The sequence below is a fragment of the Candidatus Lernaella stagnicola genome (assembly GCA_030765525.1).
Lineage (GTDB): Bacteria > Lernaellota > Lernaellaia > Lernaellales > Lernaellaceae > Lernaella > Lernaella stagnicola.
Window position 1 is genome coordinate 1 of the sequence record JAVCCK010000028.1, and the last position, 16025, is coordinate 16025.

General features: G+C 63.0%; 21 protein-coding genes. 8 read left to right on the forward strand and 13 right to left on the reverse strand.

Annotated elements, in window-relative coordinates:
- The 13 genes from P9L99_13305 to P9L99_13365 form a co-directional block, all read right to left on the reverse strand.
- On the reverse strand, positions 1–762 hold a 762-nt coding region (locus P9L99_13305; protein MDP8224335.1), incomplete at its 3' end, for a hypothetical protein.
- Positions 763–775: 13 nt separating this feature from the next.
- Positions 776–1522, reverse strand: coding sequence for a hypothetical protein (locus P9L99_13310; GenBank protein ID MDP8224336.1), 747 nt, complete (start codon positions 1520–1522; stop codon positions 776–778).
- A complete protein-coding gene (locus P9L99_13315; protein ID MDP8224337.1) occupies positions 1515–2729 on the reverse strand; it encodes a phage protease in 1215 nt (404 codons plus the stop codon). The genes P9L99_13310 and P9L99_13315 overlap by 8 nt, the downstream gene beginning before the upstream one ends.
- The gene (locus P9L99_13320; protein MDP8224338.1) at positions 2726–5125 is read right to left on the reverse strand and encodes a DUF935 family protein; all 2400 of its coding nucleotides are present in this window, start codon (positions 5123–5125) and stop codon (positions 2726–2728) included. The genes P9L99_13315 and P9L99_13320 overlap by 4 nt, the downstream gene beginning before the upstream one ends.
- The gene (locus P9L99_13325) at positions 5113–6600 is read right to left on the reverse strand and encodes a terminase family protein (protein MDP8224339.1); all 1488 of its coding nucleotides are present in this window, start codon (positions 6598–6600) and stop codon (positions 5113–5115) included. Before P9L99_13325 ends, P9L99_13320 begins: the two co-directional genes overlap by 13 nt.
- A complete protein-coding gene (locus P9L99_13330; GenBank protein ID MDP8224340.1) occupies positions 6597–7235 on the reverse strand; it encodes a DUF3486 family protein in 639 nt (212 codons plus the stop codon). Before P9L99_13330 ends, P9L99_13325 begins: the two co-directional genes overlap by 4 nt.
- Entirely contained in the window at positions 7235–7546 is a 312-nt protein-coding gene (locus P9L99_13335) for a hypothetical protein (protein MDP8224341.1), read from the reverse strand. Before P9L99_13335 ends, P9L99_13330 begins: the two co-directional genes overlap by 1 nt.
- The gene (locus P9L99_13340) at positions 7546–7923 is read right to left on the reverse strand and encodes a hypothetical protein (protein MDP8224342.1); all 378 of its coding nucleotides are present in this window, start codon (positions 7921–7923) and stop codon (positions 7546–7548) included. The genes P9L99_13335 and P9L99_13340 overlap by 1 nt, the downstream gene beginning before the upstream one ends.
- Positions 7923–8192, reverse strand: coding sequence for a hypothetical protein (locus P9L99_13345; GenBank protein MDP8224343.1), 270 nt, complete (start codon positions 8190–8192; stop codon positions 7923–7925). The genes P9L99_13340 and P9L99_13345 overlap by 1 nt, the downstream gene beginning before the upstream one ends.
- Positions 8189–8482 carry a hypothetical protein gene (locus tag P9L99_13350; GenBank protein ID MDP8224344.1) on the reverse strand — a complete coding sequence of 98 codons (294 nt, stop codon included), beginning with the start codon at positions 8480–8482 and terminating at the stop codon, positions 8189–8191. Before P9L99_13350 ends, P9L99_13345 begins: the two co-directional genes overlap by 4 nt.
- A 286-nt stretch (positions 8483–8768) precedes the next feature.
- The gene (locus P9L99_13355) at positions 8769–9302 is read right to left on the reverse strand and encodes a hypothetical protein (protein MDP8224345.1); all 534 of its coding nucleotides are present in this window, start codon (positions 9300–9302) and stop codon (positions 8769–8771) included.
- A 14-nt stretch (positions 9303–9316) separates the two neighbouring features.
- Positions 9317–9652 carry an SHOCT domain-containing protein gene (locus P9L99_13360; protein MDP8224346.1) on the reverse strand — a complete coding sequence of 112 codons (336 nt, stop codon included), beginning with the start codon at positions 9650–9652 and terminating at the stop codon, positions 9317–9319.
- Between the two features lie 12 nt (positions 9653–9664).
- Complete coding sequence (locus tag P9L99_13365) at positions 9665–10198, reverse strand: S24 family peptidase (protein ID MDP8224347.1); 534 nt, start codon at positions 10196–10198, stop codon at positions 9665–9667.
- 423 nt (positions 10199–10621) lie between these two features.
- Here P9L99_13365 and P9L99_13370 point away from each other — a divergent pair, with 423 nt between their 5' ends.
- The 8 genes from P9L99_13370 to P9L99_13405 all read left to right on the forward strand — a co-directional run bounded on the left by P9L99_13370 (position 10622) and on the right by P9L99_13405 (position 15993).
- Positions 10622–11065, forward strand: a complete 444-nt coding sequence (locus P9L99_13370) for a hypothetical protein (GenBank protein ID MDP8224348.1) — start codon at positions 10622–10624, stop codon at positions 11063–11065.
- Positions 11065–11325, forward strand: coding sequence for a hypothetical protein (locus P9L99_13375; protein ID MDP8224349.1), 261 nt, complete (start codon positions 11065–11067; stop codon positions 11323–11325). The genes P9L99_13370 and P9L99_13375 overlap by 1 nt, the downstream gene beginning before the upstream one ends.
- Before the next feature lie 46 nt (positions 11326–11371).
- The gene (locus P9L99_13380) at positions 11372–13540 is read left to right on the forward strand and encodes a transposase (protein ID MDP8224350.1); all 2169 of its coding nucleotides are present in this window, start codon (positions 11372–11374) and stop codon (positions 13538–13540) included.
- The gene (locus tag P9L99_13385; protein ID MDP8224351.1) at positions 13527–14525 is read left to right on the forward strand and encodes an ATP-binding protein; all 999 of its coding nucleotides are present in this window, start codon (positions 13527–13529) and stop codon (positions 14523–14525) included. The genes P9L99_13380 and P9L99_13385 overlap by 14 nt, the downstream gene beginning before the upstream one ends.
- A complete protein-coding gene (locus tag P9L99_13390) occupies positions 14525–14734 on the forward strand; it encodes a hypothetical protein (GenBank protein ID MDP8224352.1) in 210 nt (69 codons plus the stop codon). Before P9L99_13385 ends, P9L99_13390 begins: the two co-directional genes overlap by 1 nt.
- A gap of 145 nt (positions 14735–14879) precedes the next feature.
- Positions 14880–15107, forward strand: a complete 228-nt coding sequence (locus tag P9L99_13395; protein MDP8224353.1) for a hypothetical protein — start codon at positions 14880–14882, stop codon at positions 15105–15107.
- Positions 15094–15627 (forward strand): host-nuclease inhibitor Gam family protein, encoded by a 534-nt coding sequence (locus tag P9L99_13400; GenBank protein ID MDP8224354.1) that lies wholly within the window; start codon positions 15094–15096, stop codon positions 15625–15627. Before P9L99_13395 ends, P9L99_13400 begins: the two co-directional genes overlap by 14 nt.
- A gap of 15 nt (positions 15628–15642) precedes the next feature.
- Positions 15643–15993 carry a hypothetical protein gene (locus P9L99_13405; GenBank protein MDP8224355.1) on the forward strand — a complete coding sequence of 117 codons (351 nt, stop codon included), beginning with the start codon at positions 15643–15645 and terminating at the stop codon, positions 15991–15993.
- The last annotated feature ends 32 nt before the right edge of the window (positions 15994–16025 follow it).

The window sequence follows — 16025 nt, forward strand, 5'->3', positions numbered from 1 at the left end:
CAGCGTGTCATCGGCGACGATCGCGCCGCCGTCGGAATAGATCACGCCGTCGATCTCAACGAGCCCTTCGATGTAGGCGTCCTCGCCGTCAATGGTCTGGCCCGGCGTGCCGTTGCCGACGGTCAAGTTGCCGACCAGGACATTGAATTCGCTGGTTGCGCTGGCCGCCGTGCATTCCAAGTTGTCGTCGGTAACTTCGTCATAGACACAAGACCAGTCCGACCCCGCGCCAAGCGCCAACGCCACGTCGTCGCCGACGATTGCGCCGCCGTCGGAATAGATCACGCCGTCGATCTCGACGAGGCCCTCGATGTAGGCGTCCTCGCCGTCGATCGTTTGATCGGCGGTCCCATTACCAACGGTCAGGTTGCCGACGAGAATGTTGAACTCGCCGGTCGCGGCTGCGGCCGTGCATTCCAAGTTGTCGTCGCCCGCCTCATCGTAGAGGCAGCTCCAATCGGGGCCCGCGCCCCAGACCAGGGCCGTGTCGTCGGCGAGCGTAAACCCGCCATCGAAAGCAAGCGCGCCGTCGAATTCGACGACGTCCTCAAAGATGGTCGAGCCAGTAATTCGCAACTGGTCGGTCCCATCCTCATCAAACTCCAGGCTGGCATCGCTGCCGGTGCCGAAATACAGTTTGTAGTCGTCCGTTAATTGCAGATTGCCGAGAATGATCTCGAGCGTATCCGTCTGCTGCACGCCGGCGTATGACGCCGCCGCGACGAGCAGAACGGCCAAAACGATCAGAATTTTGCGTGTCATCGTTTCCCCTCCCTTAGCCGATCGCCCGGAAGAGCTCGCGCCAATTGCTCGTCCCGCCGATGTATGCGATCATGTCGGCGCTACCGAGTTCGGCCGAGATCCCGCCTTGATGATTCGTGTTGATGTCATGCGCAACGGTGACCTTGTTTGCGTCACTCGTGCCGATGACGAAGATGATTCGCCCCAAATCCGGGGCGGGAAAATCGGCCGTGAGCGTTACGTCGCCGTCGCCGATCACCGGGAAATGGGCCAAGCCCGGTTTGAAAACCAAGGCCGTCGCCGCTGCGAGTGTCTGCACCGCCGCGCCGAGGTTTTTGTCGCGCAGGTTTTGCAACCCGAGTGAGCGCCCGGCGAGAACCCAGCAGCCCCCGGCGTCGACGCTCATCAGCTCGCCGATCTCCGGCCCGTCTTCCGGGTTGATCGATGCGGTGTGGTTGTCGCTGGCAAAGACCTTTTGTCCGATGTAGGCGGCCGTCGGCGGCGTGCCCGCATCCAGGTCGAGATAGACTTGTTTGTCGAATTCGTACCGTGCGGATTTAGCGGCCGCGTCGCCCGCGCTGTTGTCGTAATCGCTGCCCGCGGGCGGCGCAACGACTACGCCGACGCAGGCGGCGGCGTTGGCCGAGGCCGGGTCGTGGTAGCCGTTGGAATCGATCAAACACAGCAGGCCCATGTACGCCGTGGTGGCGGCAGCGATTCCTACCGCTGACACGTTCGCCTCGCGGCGCTTCGTGTTACGTTCCGCGCTGAGATCAGCCATTTTCGTACTCCTTCTCTTGTTTCCGAACGTCGTCCGGATCGAGCCCCATCTGCTCGCAGCACTGGGTGAACGCCGCGTCGTCGGCGAAGCCGCCGGCGCCATCCGGGCGTTCACCGTTTTCGGCAATGCCCGCCGCGAGCGGACCGGTCGGCACGAGGCCGCCGATTACCGCGCGGGCTTTGTCGCGCATGGTTTCGTTGTCGCTAAAAAGCAGCGCGCCGAAATCGTCTTTCGCTTTCGGTGAGATGCGCCCGTCGGCGCAGGCGGCGGCGAGTAGTTTCTCGTCGTCGATCTGCTGCCGCACCTGTTTGGCAATCGCCGAGGTGTCGACGCTTGCGGCGGATTCGGACGCCGCGCGCATCTGCATGATTTTGCCGCTCGCGTCTTCCACGCTCAGGGCGGATTCGCCCAGCGCTTTGGCGACCTCTTCGGGGACCTGCGGCGCAAGCTTGGCCGTCAACGCCTGGATGGCGTCGGCCATTTTCACCTCGTCGCCCTCGAGGCCCGCCGCTTTGGCGAGTTCGGGCGGCGCGAGGGCTGCCTTTTTATCGGCGGCCTCGATCTTTTTCGATTCGGCTTCGAAGGCCGCAGCGATCACGTCGTCGCCGGCGTTGTCGGCCAGCGTGACGCCACGCGCCTTCAGCCACTTTTTCATTTTGTCCAGCATCGCATTGCTCCTTTCGCTGCTGGTGTTGCCTGCTCCGACGTCGCCGGCTTGCGTGTCGGAGAAAAACGCCTTGATTCCATCGAGACGGGGATGGTTCGTCACCGCGGCATCGAATACCTCCGGCCCGGCTTCCCCCGTTTTTTTGTGTGGTTTTTTGAACGCGACCGTGGGCGAGAGGTAGCGGTATTTGCCGGCGGCCAAGTCCGCCGCGCCCGCCGCCGTCCATAGCTCGACGTGGCCCCAGATGCCGTCGTCGCGCAGTTCGAAGCGGTCCAGGTAGCACTCGATCGTGTCGTCGTAATCCGGGTTGTTGCGCGCCAGGTGCGAACAGTGTTCGCGATCGACGGCGAGGCGGGTTTCGTACTCGCTTAATCGAGCGAGGATTTGGCCGACGATCTCCGGCGTAAAGTTTATTTTTTCACGCGTCGGCGCGTAATGCCACTCGCCGTAGGGCACCAAATGCAGCCAGGTAGGCAGCGCGCCGTCGTGGATTTTCGGCAGCTCAATTACGCGCGAGACGAATTCGAATGTCGCGGTCATGCGTCACCTCCGGGCAACCCTTGCCAGGCGCGGTTTTCAAAAGTGGCTGAGATCGACGGCATCGGCACCAACGCGGCGTCGGTGATCGAGCCGGCCGGAGGACGGCGGCGGCTGCGCGCGACGCAGCGGCAGCCCCAGTCGAGGGGAGGCGCCAACACCTTCCACGCCGGCGAGTCGGCGGGCAGGCATACGTTCTTCAACGCCGCGTGACTCGGTCGCGCGTCGCGCCGCGGCACGAGCTGCAGCCACGGCAGAAAGCGCATCACGCCCGGCGAGGTTTGCGTCGCGAAGCGCCCGGCGCCATACGCCGTCGAGGCGTTCTGCCGGAAGATCGTGCGCAGGTGGTGCGGGTTCGGCGCGGTCAACCCCGCGTCGGTGAACGCCTGGCGGATCCGCTTTTTCGTTTCCGCTTCGCTTAAGCCGTCCTGCAACGCCTCGCCGATCGCGTCGCGCGACGCGGCCAGCACCCGCTCGTTTTCCAGGCGCGCAATCGAGAACGCGCTGCGCCGCGCCGTGGCGGAAAGCTCTGCAAACTTCGAGGCGGAGACCGCCGTCGTTTTCTGCCAGTACGCGACCGCCGCTTTCGGCGTGACTTTTTTCCAGTCTGACTTGATCGCTCCGTCCGGCAATTCGAGCGAGACATAGTGGAACTTTCGCGGCTCCGCGAAGTGGCTGCGGGCGCCGCCACCGCATAGCGAGTCGATCATCTGCCCGGCGAGGAACGAGGCGGCCGGGAACTCGTCGCCGGCGTCGGAATCTTCGAGGCCCTCCAGCCACACGTGCTGCGCCGCTTGCAGGCTGAAGGCAATAATCGGCCGCGCCAGCGCGTCGGCGAAATCGTCTTCGAAGTCGTCGGCGAGGTCGCCGAGTAATTCGATTGCGCCGGTCGCCCCGTGCTTCGCGACGAGGGCGCCGATTGCGGCGGCGCGGCGGTCGTAAACGGCCGCTAACTCGCCAATAAACGGCGTTTCAAAGGCCTTGCGCTGCGCGTCTTCTTCGGCCCGCAGGCCCTCGACAAACGTGTCGGCAAACTGCCGGCGGTCGGCCGCTTCGGCATCGAAGCCGTCGTCATCATCGTCGTCATCCGGCGCTTGGCCTTTCGGCGGCGGCGGCGGCGCGGCCTTCGGCGCGGCGGTCGCGGGGCCGACAACATCGTCGCCGTCTTCCGGTTTGCCCCGCCCATATTCTTCGTAAAGCTCTTCGGTCCGCAGGGTCATGCCGAGGCCGACGAGCTTCTCGTCGACCGCCAGCCGTGCCGCCATCTCGCGCACGTTGCGGTTGACAAACGCGAACTTCGGATAACCCTGCCGCGGGCCGTGCAGAAACCCGACGAGACGCTGGATCCACGCCGAGAGCGCGCCGGCCAGGCCCCGCGCGTGGCTGCGCGCCTTCTCGTTAAGCTGGTCGTCGTGTACGTCGCCGAGGCTGCGGGCGCCCCTGTCCCCCGCCTCCTGCGTCAGTGTGCCGCCGAGGAATAACTGGTCGAGGTAGGTGTCGATCCGTTTGATCATCCGCTCGTAGGCGTCGGTGCTGCCCTTGGCGACTTCCTTGAAGTCGATCGCCATGCCTTGCGGAATGACGGCGCCGGCATCCGTCGCGATGTCGATCACCGCGCGCACCAAAGTGGCAAACTCTTCGCTGTTCTCGTCGACCTCGGGCGGGTATGAGCCGAGCCGGAACGGTTGCCCGTAGGTCTCGAGAAACCCGACCCAGTCTTTCAGCGAATAGGATTTGATCAGCGCCAGCCACAGCACGGTCCACAGCAGGCCGCCCGTGATCACGGAGCCCTTATGCCGCCGCTCCCACGTGATCAGCTTGCCCGCCGGTACCGATAGCCAGTTGCTGTTTTCGTCGCGATATTCCCACTCGCCCGTGCGCGATGCGTCGGGCCGCAACGCCCACTGCTCGATGCCGCGGCAACCCGTCACCACGAGTTCGTTGCCGACCATCTCCGCCGTCGGCTCGACGGCCGCGAATCCGCTGAGAATCGCGTCGGCCAGTTCGCTCAGCAGGTCATCCTCGAGGTTCGGGATGTTGTCAAAAAGTTTCTCAATCTCTTCGGCGTCGGCCTCGCCATTCGGATCGTGCTCGCTCGGTACGATTTGCCAGTCCATGCCGGCGATGCGCTCAAGGAGTTTGTCGAAGTTGGCGTGTACGCGGCCGTCGATGAGCCAGTAATGCTCGGCGGCGGCGATCAGCTTGCCGTACGCTTCCCACGCGCTCTCGCCTTTGCCGAGCGCCTCGGCCATCGTCGCGCCGAGATCCGCCGGCTCCATGTCGAACGCGTCGCTGATGCGGTCGCGCGATTGCACGGTGACGACCCGCCGGGCGGCGTGCCGCGGCGTCAACCCCTCCAGAGGCTTACCGCGCGAGTCGAATAGCTTCACCGCGCCCATAGCCCCGCCAATCTGCCGCCGCCGCGTTTACGAGGCCCTGGGGGCGTTTGCGCGGCCGCGTCGACTTCGTTTGTCTCTTTTGTCCGGCCGCGGAAAAACCCGCCAAGCGGCCGCGTCGCGACGGTCGTGTAGGCAATTTTGATCGCCGGCAGCAATGCTGCGCGGCTGGCCAAGGCCGCCGCCCAGAACGCGTCGGCGTGGCCCGTCTCGTCCGTCCGCCCGGCGTCAAAGCGGAAGTGCCCGCCGGTGCCCGGCATACGTTTGATGGAGTGAAACGAGGCGCGCACCATGCGGTCGGCCGGCAGCATGAACGCGCGGTCTTCGAGCGATCGCTTCAGGCGCACGGCCAGGTCCTCTTTCTCGGCAACCGTGAACGTAACCGGGATGATCTTTGCGCCGAACTTCCGCTGCAGGTTCTCGGCCAGCATCATGCCCAGGCCCGTCTCGTCGATCGCCATGCGGCCGACGCGGCGGGCGGTCTCGCCGCAAATAATCTCCTGCTCGGCGAAGGGCGTGTTTTTGAGCACCGTGATTTGCCGCGTGGCCAACCGCCCGTCGCCGGTTTTCTCGACAACCCAAATCACGGTCTGGTCGTGGCGCCGCCCGACGTCGACGCCGGCGAACGAATCGGCGGAGATATCCGCCAGCGGCGTGTCCGTCGTGGCCTGGTCGCTTTCGGCGTGATTGAGCAGTTCGTGGGGGATAAACGCCGTGCCCTCGTCGAGGAACACGCATTCGAATTCCTGCGAGAACATCTCGTCATCGGCCATCGCGTCGCGCAGCGCCTCGATGTCGGGCTGCAAGTGGATCCCGCGCGCCGCAACCTCGTAAATGTCGACGCGGTGCTTGCTATACCCGCTGCCGCGATCGCTCCACATTTCGTAGGCCGGCCCGCCCTTGCCGTAGGGCGTGAAAACGGCGCGGATTTTGTAGCCGCGGGTGATGACCGGCACGAGTGCCGCTTTGATCTCCCGCGCGTGGCGGTGGATGGCAAACTCGTCCAGAAACACGTTGCCCGACAGGCCGCGGGCCGTGTCGGCGTTCGCCGGCAGGCCGATGATTTTCGACCCGTTACGAAAGCGGATCGTGCGAATCGTCACCTTCGCGGCGATCGACTCGCAGTAAACCTCTTCTTCTTCGAAAGGCCGCCCGTCGAACTGTTCGATCGCGGCGTCGAAGGCCTCCACGTGCATCGCGCATTTTTCGATCAGCTCGTCCGATTGCCGCTGCCCACGCGACAGGTCGATCCACACCGTCCCCGGCGTCTCCGCGCACTCCGCAACCTGGTCGTAGGTTTCGGCAAACGAATAGCCGCTTTGGCGGCACTTGAGCGCCATCTTAAAACGGCTCTTGTCGCTTACCCAGTCGACTTGCCACGGATCCAGAATCGGCGGGTTCGCCGCGTCAAACTCCGGGCGGTACCAGTCCGACGGGCCGGGAATATAAAACGGGTCTCGGCGCGGCGCGAGGATCATGCCGCCTCCGTCTTTTGGCCGTAGATTTGGCGGATCTTCGAAACCGCCCGGCGCAGCGAGTCGGCGTCGTCGGGGCGGGCGCCCGCCAGCGCTTGTTCGGCGGCCAGGCGCTTCCGCTCTTCTTCGCTGCGCTGCTTCGCCAGTTCGCGCTCGAGCCGTTCTTGTTCGAAGCGGTGTTTCTCCAATTGCGCTTCGAGTTCCCGCTCGCGAATGGCCAGCCGATGCCGCTGGTTTTGCACGCGCATCAGCGCGGCTTTGGCGTGCAATAGTTGCGACGGGTCGACGCTGGACGCGGCCTGTTCGTTGGCCATAAACGCCCCGTCGAGGACGTTCAGGATCACCTGCTCCATCGCTTCGGCGCTGTTGGCCTTCGCCGCTTTGGCGACCTGTCGGGCGAGCCTCATGGAGAAGTTCGTGCGGCGCTCGGCCTCTTCCAATTCGCGCTTGACGACGGCGTTGTAATACCGGCTGAGCGTGCCGGTGCTGAGGCGGTATCGGCCCTCGCTTTCCTTGTAGAGCCAATCCATTATTTGCTCGTACGTGTACCGCGGCTTCGGGCTGCGCAGCATCGCGCGCACCTTGGCGCGAAACTTTTCAGGCAGGTTGTCGATCGAACTGTTCCGTCTCCGAGCCACTACATCACCCACACGTCCGGATCGGTCGTCTCGCCGGTCACGAGCTTGTATCCCCACGTTGTTATGTTGTGCTGGAAAACCTCACGGCCGGCTGGGCCCGCGCCCGCGATCGGTTTGGATTCGAGGTACCTTTTTTCGCGAAGGAAATTGATCTCGCGCACGAGTTCGTCGTCGGGCGGCAGGCACTGCACCGTGTGCAGGAAGCGCTTCAACGATGACTCCGGCAGCCAGCGAGGGTCTACATTGAAAAGCGCGCGCAGGATGTAACCGCGCAGGGTCCGGCGATCGTCTGGCGTGAGCATGTTGAGCATCATTGCCCTCCGGTTGATTGCGTGAGCAGCCGGTCGAGTTTTTCACTCACCGCGCCAATCAAATCGGTGTGGTTGCGCAGTTCGCGCAGGTCGATTTCTATTGCACCGATGTGCTGTGCCTGCAGCGCAGCGCGTTGGTCGACCTGGCTGATCGCCAGTTCCAATGTTTCCAAACCGCTCGCCAGCGTGTAGCGTTGATCGGCCTGATCGTTAACCAGGCGCGCCAACGCCTCGGCCGTTGTTTCCTGCGCCGTGGCCATACGATTCCCGATGCGTTCGCCGATCTTGACCACGCGATACGCGATGATCATGGCGGCCAAACCCAGCACGGCGGTGACGCCCAAATCGGCAAACGGCTCGAGCCACGCCCACGGCATCAGTCCGCTCCGCCGGGGTCGCCGTCATCGAACACGGGATCGGGCGTGTGGCCGCGGTCGGGTTCGTTTTCGGCGTCGGGATAAAAAACGGTGTCGTCATCGGCGAACGTGTCGTCGCCGGCGATCAGACCGACCAGCGTCGGCACGATTGCCTCAAAAGGCAGCGGCACGCCGGCCAGCTTGGCTGCGATGACCACGACGAGCGCGGCGGCAAACCACACGCGCTTGCGTCGGTACCACGGACGCCGGTGCGCCTGGCCGGGCTTCACGCCTTTTTCTCCGACAGAAACGCGGCCAAGCCGATCAGCAATTGGCCGAGGCCTTCGAGCAGGTCATCGACGCCGTGCTCCGGATCGGCGACGATTTCGCCGATGCCGGCGAGCGCGTCGGCGATGCCGACTAAGAGCGCCTTGAGCTTCGGGTCGTCCAGGCCGAAGCCGATCACCTTGATCAGCCCGGCAAGTTTCACGAGCAAGTCTTTCGCCTCTTCCGGCGTCAACCGGCCGTCGGCGAAAACACTGATCGCGGTCTGGATCATGTCGATAAGTTTTTGCAGCATGGTTCTTGCTCCGCTGGAAAATACGGCGGGGACGGCCCCCTGTGAGCCGCCCCCGCCTCCGTCCCGCAACAACTCAAACAGGAGGTCAGGAGTGTTTAGTGAAGCATGGTTTACGGAGGGCGTGTGTCGCCATTGTCGCCATTGTCGCCATTGTCGCCATTGGCGTCACTCTCTTTGCAGGCCTATGATTCTAAAGGGAAAGGGGGGCGCAAAATCGGGCGGGAATTGTAAATAATCGTGTTTTTATTGTGGTCGGCCCCGCTTTTTCCGCGACGCGGAACCGCGTTCAATCAATCGTGCGGCACCAGTAGTCGGCCTCGTCCGGCACGCATTCCAGCACGTCTTCGCGAGTGATCGACGCCTCGTAGCAGCCGGCCGCCGCTTGATACCGGTCGCCGGAACATTCGTACCAATCGGCCTTCCAGTCGTCGCAGCCCAGATCGCGGCCGCAGCTTTCGATCCCGTAGTGGTGGGCGGCGTGCTGCCCAAACGAGCAGGCGTAGTATTCGGCGATGATGGACCATTCCGCCTCAGCGTCCGGCGCTTCCCCGCACGCGTCGCGAACGGCGTCATGCTGGTACCAGTGGTTCTCGTACTCGCATTCTATCCACACCGCGCCGCAACTCGGCGGCGTCGTATCGTCGTCGCCGGCGGTATCGTCGTCGGCGGCGGTATCGTCGTCGTCGTTGTCATCGTTGTCGTCGTCGTCGTCATCGTTGCCGCTTGCCGCGTCGTCGTCGTCATCATCGCCCGCCGCGCCGCACGCGAACACGATCGCGAGAATCGCCAGTAGGGCGAAGAGGTATAGCGTCGCTTTCATTTTTTCACCCCTTCTTATAGGCCAAGCAACTGTCGTTTCTTGGCCTCGTAATCCTCGACGGTAATAAGGTCGTCGTCCAGCAGTTGCTTGATGTCGGCCAGCTCTTGTTTGGCCACGCCCGCTGGTGGGGTCTTGGCCGGCGCCGTGCGCGCGGCCAACTGCTTGCTGCGTTTGGATAGGTAGAGTGGAAAGCAGACGATCCACAAAAACAGGCACGACAACACCCAGGCCACCGCTCCGTTGTTGCCGGAATACGGCTTGTCGGTCACGGTAATCTTATTTGCTTTCGCGTCGAATCCAACCCAAATCGTCGTGCCGAAAACGATGACCGCAATTAAATAACCAATCATTGCACCCTCTCGTCAGTTTGCTTTGCTCCACCACCATACGACCTTTCCGACGATTGCGTCAACTATTTCCTCGTCGCTAAAAACAAACAGTTCCGACGAGGCGGCGTTGTCGGGCCGGCCGATCCATTCGCGGCGATCAGTCAGCACGAGGCGTTTGATCGTCACGCCGCCGTCGTGTCGCAGCGCTACGATTTTGTCGCGCAGTTTTTGCGGCAGGCGCTGGCGCATATCGATGGCGACGAGGCCGCCGTCCTGAATCGTCGGCGTCATCGAGTCGCCGCGCACGCGAACGCACACGGTCGACTCCGGATGCGGGCACCATTCCGAATTGTAAATCGACGGGACCCAGTCTTCCACTTCCGCCTCGCACACCTCGGCGGGCGTGCCCGCTGCCGCCTCGCCGCTGATCACCGGCAGCGGATAAAACGTGGTCGGGTCCAGCCGCTCGCCGCGCGTACGCGTAGGGGTGACGAGCTTTATTTCGGGCAACGCGACAGGCGTTTTTAATTCTTCCGGAGCCCGTAACATCATTTGGCGCTTGAACATCGGGCCGATTCCGCGCTGCAGCCATTCAATGCTGATCCCCCATAAGTACTCCAACGCCAAGAGTAAATGCCACGACGGCCGCGCACCACCGCGCTCCAACTTTGATATGTGTGCATGGCTGACGTCTAACTCTTCCGCCATTTTGGATTGAGAAAGTTCTAGCAATTCGCGCGCTTGCCTCAATCGGCTACCGTCTTGTAACTCAGTTGTTTTTTCTCTTGACATATGTAACTCACTTACATATCATTGTTCTCGTTACGATGTACGAGGCCATAATGAATCATTCTACGATGCATTACAATCAAACAGGCTCGGCGGTTCGTGACTGGCATTCTCGATGCCGCGGTTATTTTTTTGTTTTCTCGGCCACGCCGAATCCGATGACGACACGGACACTTTACCGCCCCCCCCAGGCGTGGCGCAATGTCTAAATCGCGGAAAACCCCGACAACCCGCGATAGCGCCTTCCAACTCAATCTCGACTTCGCCCCCGAACGCGGCGCGCTGGCCGACGCCCTCGACGACGCCGCGACCGAAGTTTCGCGGATGGTCCGCCGCGGGCCGTTTTCGCCCGACCAGATCGTCGACCAGCTCCTGTATTTGGTCGGCCGCAAAATCACAAAGACGACCTGGAGCGCCTGGACCGCCGCCACCAACGCCAACCGGATGCCGGCCGACGTGATGGTCGCGGTGTGCACGATCCATAACAATTTTTCCCCGCTCGACACCCTGTTGGCGCCCGCCGGCCGCTCCGTCGCAACGGTGCAAGACCGCGCCGCGGCGGAAATCGGCCGCATCCAAATCGAGCGCGGCGAGCTCGCCCAACGCGAGGCGGCCGCGCGCCGCCTTTTAAAAGGAGGTAAGTGATGAGTGAGACACGAACGAACAAGCGGGAAGTCCGGAAGCTGACGCTGCCCCGTCAGCATCGGGAAATGTTGCTTCAACAGTTCGAGAGAGGTCTCGATTTTACTCCGCCCGAAATCGCCTGTCTTTTAGGTCACATTTTGGCAACCGATGAATACGTCGACGCGCTGATCCTAATTTCTGCTGAGCAGGTTGAACGTGCCAAAAAGCTCAGCGACGAACTCGTGATCTTGCGCGCGCGCCTTGCCGCTGTGGCGGGTTAACGATGGCCCTCGTCACACACAGCGACATCATCGTGGGGTCGATGCTATGACCACGCGCCGCGAGCAGCCCGCCTGTACGGAAAAGTCACAAGCAACGTGTGATGGCCTTCGTACAGCAACACGTGCGGGCGGGCTGCTCACGGCACGCGAATCCGATCTCACCTGGCTCGCCATCGCCGACGCGGCCCCGCTGCTCGGCTGCTCGCGCCGGCACCTCTACCGGCGACTCGCCGAGTTCACCACGCGCGAAATGCCCCGCGGCAACGGTAGCGCGGTTTGCCAGGTCGCCCTCGAATCGCTGCCGGCCGACGCGCAGGCGCGGTACTACCAAATCGAAACCGTCGCGCCACTCACCAGCGTCGAGCAAGATCCCCGCGTCCGCGACATCGAAGCGCGGGCCGCTACGCCCGAATGGGCGAGGGGAAAGGCCGACGAGAAGCTGGCCGCGATCGCCGCCGTCCGGGAATTCCGCGCCGAGCACACTGGGCTCGGCAAAATTGTGGCAATCAAAAAATTCTGCAGCGGCCAGCCGTACCACTGGCAAACCCTCAATCGTTGGCTCGCCGCCTACGCGGCCCACGGCTACCAAGGGATCGTGGACGGCTACGGCAACCGCGCCGGCGACAGCCTGCTGACCGCGGCGGATCGCAAGGTGCTGCACGAGGTTTACGTCCTGGCCGGCGGCAGCAAGGCGCACGCATTTGAACGCCTGGCTAAATTGTGCCGGCGTGACGGGCGCGAGGTTCCCAGCACGTCAACCGTCAACCGCGTGCTCGGCCATTTCGACGTGGCGCGGGCGCGGGCGTATCACGCCGGGCCCGATTCTTTCAACGCCGATTACGAGCCGCATTCGCGCCTCGATTACGAATCGCTGCGACCACTCGACTGGTCGTCGGGTGACCACCATCGCATCGATTGCTTCGTTCGCGTGGTTCGAAAGCGGGATCCGCAAACCGGGCGGCCGGTCAAGTGGGCGCTGGTGCGGCCGTGGTTGACGGCGTTTCTCGATGACAAATCGAAGCGGTTCATCGGCTGGCACATCGTGGCCGACCAGGCGCCGAATCACCTCACGATTCACCAGGCGTTTTATACGATGGTCACCGAATGCGGCGTGCCCCGGCGGGTCAAATTCGACAACGGCAAAGACTTTCTGCACCGGCACTTTATTGGCGGCACCGATCACCAAAAGTTCCGGCGCAAGCGCCGCGGCGTAAAGGGCGACGTCTCCGAATTGCCCGGCGTGATGGTCACCCTCGGCGTGAAGTTCACGGCGGTGCGGAAATACCACGGCGCTTCAAAGCGAATTGAACGCGCCTTTAAGGAAGTGGTCGGCGACTGGGCGAAAAAGTGGCCGACGTATTGCGGGAAAGATGCGGCGTCGGTTCCGGAGAAGTCGGAGCGGGCGCGCAAGCAGGCGATGCGGGAACTGGTCGAAACGGGAACGACCCGCCTAGTGCCGACCCTCGACGAGCTCGTCGTCGACTTCGCCGACTGGGTCGACTTCACGTATCACCAAACGCCGCAGCATGGCCACGGCATGAACGGCCGCACGCCGATGCAGGTTTGGAACGACGAGGTTCACGATAAGCCGGTCACGAAGCTAACCGCCACGCAGGTGCACTACTTGCTGATGAAGCGGAAGCGCGCGGTCGCCCGCGACGGCATCGAATTTCACGAGGCGAATTACTGGGCCGACGAAATCGCCGGCGACGTGCGGCGCGAGGTCATCATCGCGTGGGACCCGGCGGATCTGTCGAAGCTCTACGTCAGCCACGTTGACGGAACGCCGCTTTGCATCGCCCGTCGCGACAAGCGCAGTTCGCAGTTCCGCGACGACGGCCAGCACCGCGAAATGCGCCGGCGGCGCAAGCTCGTGAAATCGAAGGCGCGGGAACTCGAGGGCGCGCGGCGCAGCCTGGCCGAGCAAGAGATCGCGCTGCGCGAACACCGCGACGACGCAAGGGTCGAGGATCCGGACGAACCGGAAAGCCCGCGGCAAATCAAGCCTCTGTTCGGCGCTGCCGCCGATGCAATTTCTTTTTTCGAAACGTATGAACAACGCGCGGCCGTCCCTGATGTACCGGCCTCGCCGCCGCCTGCCAACCTAGTTGGCGACGCGTTCAAATCCGTCCGCAAACCCGCGCTCGCGCCGGAACCGCACCTGGTGTGGGACGACTTCTACCACCCAAAGGAGGAAGACGATGACAACGAATAACGTCGTCGCAATGACCCAAAGCGATGTTGTGGAGGCCGCCCAACAACGGGCGCGCGAATGGCTCGAGGACGATTCGAAGCGCAGCCAGGGCGACCTGGCTACGGGGACCGGCCGCAGCCGCGCCTGCATCAGCCGGTGGATCGTTGCCAAATATGACGGCGACAATGCCGCCGTCTCGCAGGACGTCCTGCAGTTCATCGATCGCCACACGCGCGAATCACAGGCGAGCGTTGTTTTGAAGCCGGTCGATACGCCGACGTTCAAGGCGACGACGGTTGCGCTGGAAATGGCCATGTATGGAAAGCGCCTCGGCGTCATTTTTGGCGAGCCGGGTTGCGGCAAGACCTTCGCCGCCGAACAGTTCGTGAAGCGCGATCCGAAAGGCTGCCTGCTCGTCATGTGCCGGTATGGGCTCGGCACACCGAAAGGCTTTCTCGCCGAACTCATCCGAATTCTCGAAGGCCGCGACGAAGAAATCTACCGGCAGCCGTCGCGCATGGCGCGGCAGGTCATCGCGCACTTTACGCGGCGACCGCGCTTTCTGATTGTGAACGACGGCCAGATTCTTCGGTTCCCTGTCTTCGAACTTTTGACGGCCCTGATCGAGCAATGCCACATCGGCGTCGCTGTCATCGGCCACACGGTGATGAAAGACAACATCACGGCGGGGAAGCGGTTTGATTCGGAAACCTTCGACCGGGTTGCCGACTTTGCCTCGTTCACCCGCGTGTCACACCGCGGCGTCCCGCGCGTGATCGAACAGGTTGACATCGACGAGATTCGCGGCGTGGTACGGCAGATCCTGCCGCGCGCGACGAAAGACGCGATCAAGTTCTTTGCCGACACCACCGTGTTTCCGTCGATGCGAAGTGTGGTCAACACCGCCGTGGATGCCCGCGGCCTGTTGGCCCGCAAAAAAGGGCAGTCGTGCGACGCGGCCTTTATCGCCCAGGTTTTGCGCCTGCGACGGCCGGAGGGTTTCTGATGGACGCCTGCGCGACGTGCCTTAACTGGAACGACCCGGACGGCGCCTGCGGCGTTTGCGTCGAGAACCGGTCGCCGCACGCCGGCCGCGTCACGCGCTGGTACCAAACCTGCAACCGCTACCTGCGCGACGAACCGCCGCCCCCGCGCGTGCTCGCCGAGCTGCTCAAAGACGAGGAGGAGTTGTCATGCGCTTTTCAACCCTCTTGACCGCAACCGCGGCGGCCGGAATCTTCGCCGACATCTGCCTTATGCTTAGCCGCGCGCCGCTCTCCCCGTTGTGGTCCTGGCTCGGCTTCGCACACATCGCGTTCTGTTTCACCATCATTGCGTTCGGCGCGACGGGGAAACGCGCATGAACGTACCGATCGAAGACATCATCCGTTCCATCGCTCTGTTGAAAATGTCTGCGGAAAAAGCGGCGAGCCGGCCGTTGCGGATGGCGTGCCTGCTGCATGCCGACAAACTCCGCGAGCTCATCACATCAGAACTTCGCCCGGACCTAACCGCCCACGCGATCTCGCAACGACAAGCGGCGCTCGTAAGCCAAATCAAACAGGAGGAATATCATGCCCCGCAATGAACCCGTCGACCTGCCGGCGGACCCCAAAGACTGGACCGAGGCGCACCTCGACGAGGCCCTGCGCCGAATCACCTATTACGAGATCGCGAACGCGCGGGACAGGTTAAAATACGATGACCGCATGGCGAAAGCGAAGGCCGACTATGACCTGGTCGCCAAAGACCGGCGGGCCGCGATCAAATTGCTCATCGCAGATTTGAAGAAGGCCGCGACGCGGCTGCGCAAAAACTGGCGCGGTAAAACCCTGCAAATTGCGTGGGGGCGGCTCTGGTTCCACTTAAAACCGCGCAAGTTGCGCTTGGCCAGGGGCTGCTCGACCGAAGAGGCGATCCTCGCCCTCGAGGAGCTGGGCGTGGAAAACGCCGTGCGTGTGGAAAAATCCGTCAACCTCGAGGTCCTCGAGCGCTGCCAGGCGGACGTAATCAAAGCCGCCGGCTTCGAGTGGACCAAGCCCCGCGAGCAATTCGAGTACAAAACGAAACTTACTCTCGACGTCGAACAGGCGGGCGGGAAACCATAGAAAGGAGATCGAGTAATGCCGTTATTACGTCCCGACAACGCCACGATGGAGGCCATCCTGCAGCGCGCGATCCAAGAGCAAGACGCCGACCTCGGAATCAATTTGTTGAATCAAGAGCTCGACCGGCTCGAGCGCCGCGCCCGCGTCATGGTCGGCAAAAAGGGGCCGTTCACCTACGGGAACGGCAACAAGATCAAGGTGACGATCGAAATCGACGCGTCGCCCGCGGCCGCCTCCAAGTTGGCGTACATGGACGACGACGTCTGCTTTTTCGGCGTCAACACCGACATTGAAGAGCACCTCGACGCCCAACACGAGTTGGGGGGCGAGCCCGGCAAAGAGGGCGCGAAGTCGCTCGGCGCTTGACCGACTCTTCACGGTGCGGCCCGTACGCGGAC

Excerpts from the sequence above, each read along its gene's own strand:
- P9L99_13310 (MDP8224336.1), bottom strand. The coding sequence starts at position 1,522 with ATGGCTGATCTCAGCGCGGAACGTAACACGAAGCGCCGCGAGGCGAAC.
- P9L99_13315 (MDP8224337.1), bottom strand. The coding sequence starts at position 2,729 with ATGACCGCGACATTCGAATTCGTCTCGCGCGTAATTGAGCTGCCGAAA.
- P9L99_13320 (MDP8224338.1), bottom strand. The coding sequence starts at position 5,125 with ATGGGCGCGGTGAAGCTATTCGACTCGCGCGGTAAGCCTCTGGAGGGG.
- P9L99_13325 (MDP8224339.1), bottom strand. The coding sequence starts at position 6,600 with ATGATCCTCGCGCCGCGCCGAGACCCGTTTTATATTCCCGGCCCGTCG.
- P9L99_13335 (MDP8224341.1), bottom strand. The coding sequence starts at position 7,546 with ATGCTCAACATGCTCACGCCAGACGATCGCCGGACCCTGCGCGGTTAC.
- P9L99_13340 (MDP8224342.1), bottom strand. The coding sequence starts at position 7,923 with ATGCCGTGGGCGTGGCTCGAGCCGTTTGCCGATTTGGGCGTCACCGCC.
- P9L99_13350 (MDP8224344.1), bottom strand. The coding sequence starts at position 8,482 with ATGCTGCAAAAACTTATCGACATGATCCAGACCGCGATCAGTGTTTTC.
- P9L99_13355 (MDP8224345.1), bottom strand. The coding sequence starts at position 9,302 with ATGAAAGCGACGCTATACCTCTTCGCCCTACTGGCGATTCTCGCGATC.
- P9L99_13360 (MDP8224346.1), bottom strand. The coding sequence starts at position 9,652 with ATGATTGGTTATTTAATTGCGGTCATCGTTTTCGGCACGACGATTTGG.
- P9L99_13365 (MDP8224347.1), bottom strand. The coding sequence starts at position 10,198 with ATGTTCAAGCGCCAAATGATGTTACGGGCTCCGGAAGAATTAAAAACG.
- P9L99_13370 (MDP8224348.1), top strand. The coding sequence starts at position 10,622 with ATGTCTAAATCGCGGAAAACCCCGACAACCCGCGATAGCGCCTTCCAA.
- P9L99_13375 (MDP8224349.1), top strand. The coding sequence starts at position 11,065 with ATGAGTGAGACACGAACGAACAAGCGGGAAGTCCGGAAGCTGACGCTG.
- P9L99_13380 (MDP8224350.1), top strand. The coding sequence starts at position 11,372 with ATGACCACGCGCCGCGAGCAGCCCGCCTGTACGGAAAAGTCACAAGCA.
- P9L99_13385 (MDP8224351.1), top strand. The coding sequence starts at position 13,527 with ATGACAACGAATAACGTCGTCGCAATGACCCAAAGCGATGTTGTGGAG.
- P9L99_13390 (MDP8224352.1), top strand. The coding sequence starts at position 14,525 with ATGGACGCCTGCGCGACGTGCCTTAACTGGAACGACCCGGACGGCGCC.
- P9L99_13395 (MDP8224353.1), top strand. The coding sequence starts at position 14,880 with ATGAACGTACCGATCGAAGACATCATCCGTTCCATCGCTCTGTTGAAA.
- P9L99_13400 (MDP8224354.1), top strand. The coding sequence starts at position 15,094 with ATGCCCCGCAATGAACCCGTCGACCTGCCGGCGGACCCCAAAGACTGG.
- P9L99_13405 (MDP8224355.1), top strand. The coding sequence starts at position 15,643 with ATGCCGTTATTACGTCCCGACAACGCCACGATGGAGGCCATCCTGCAG.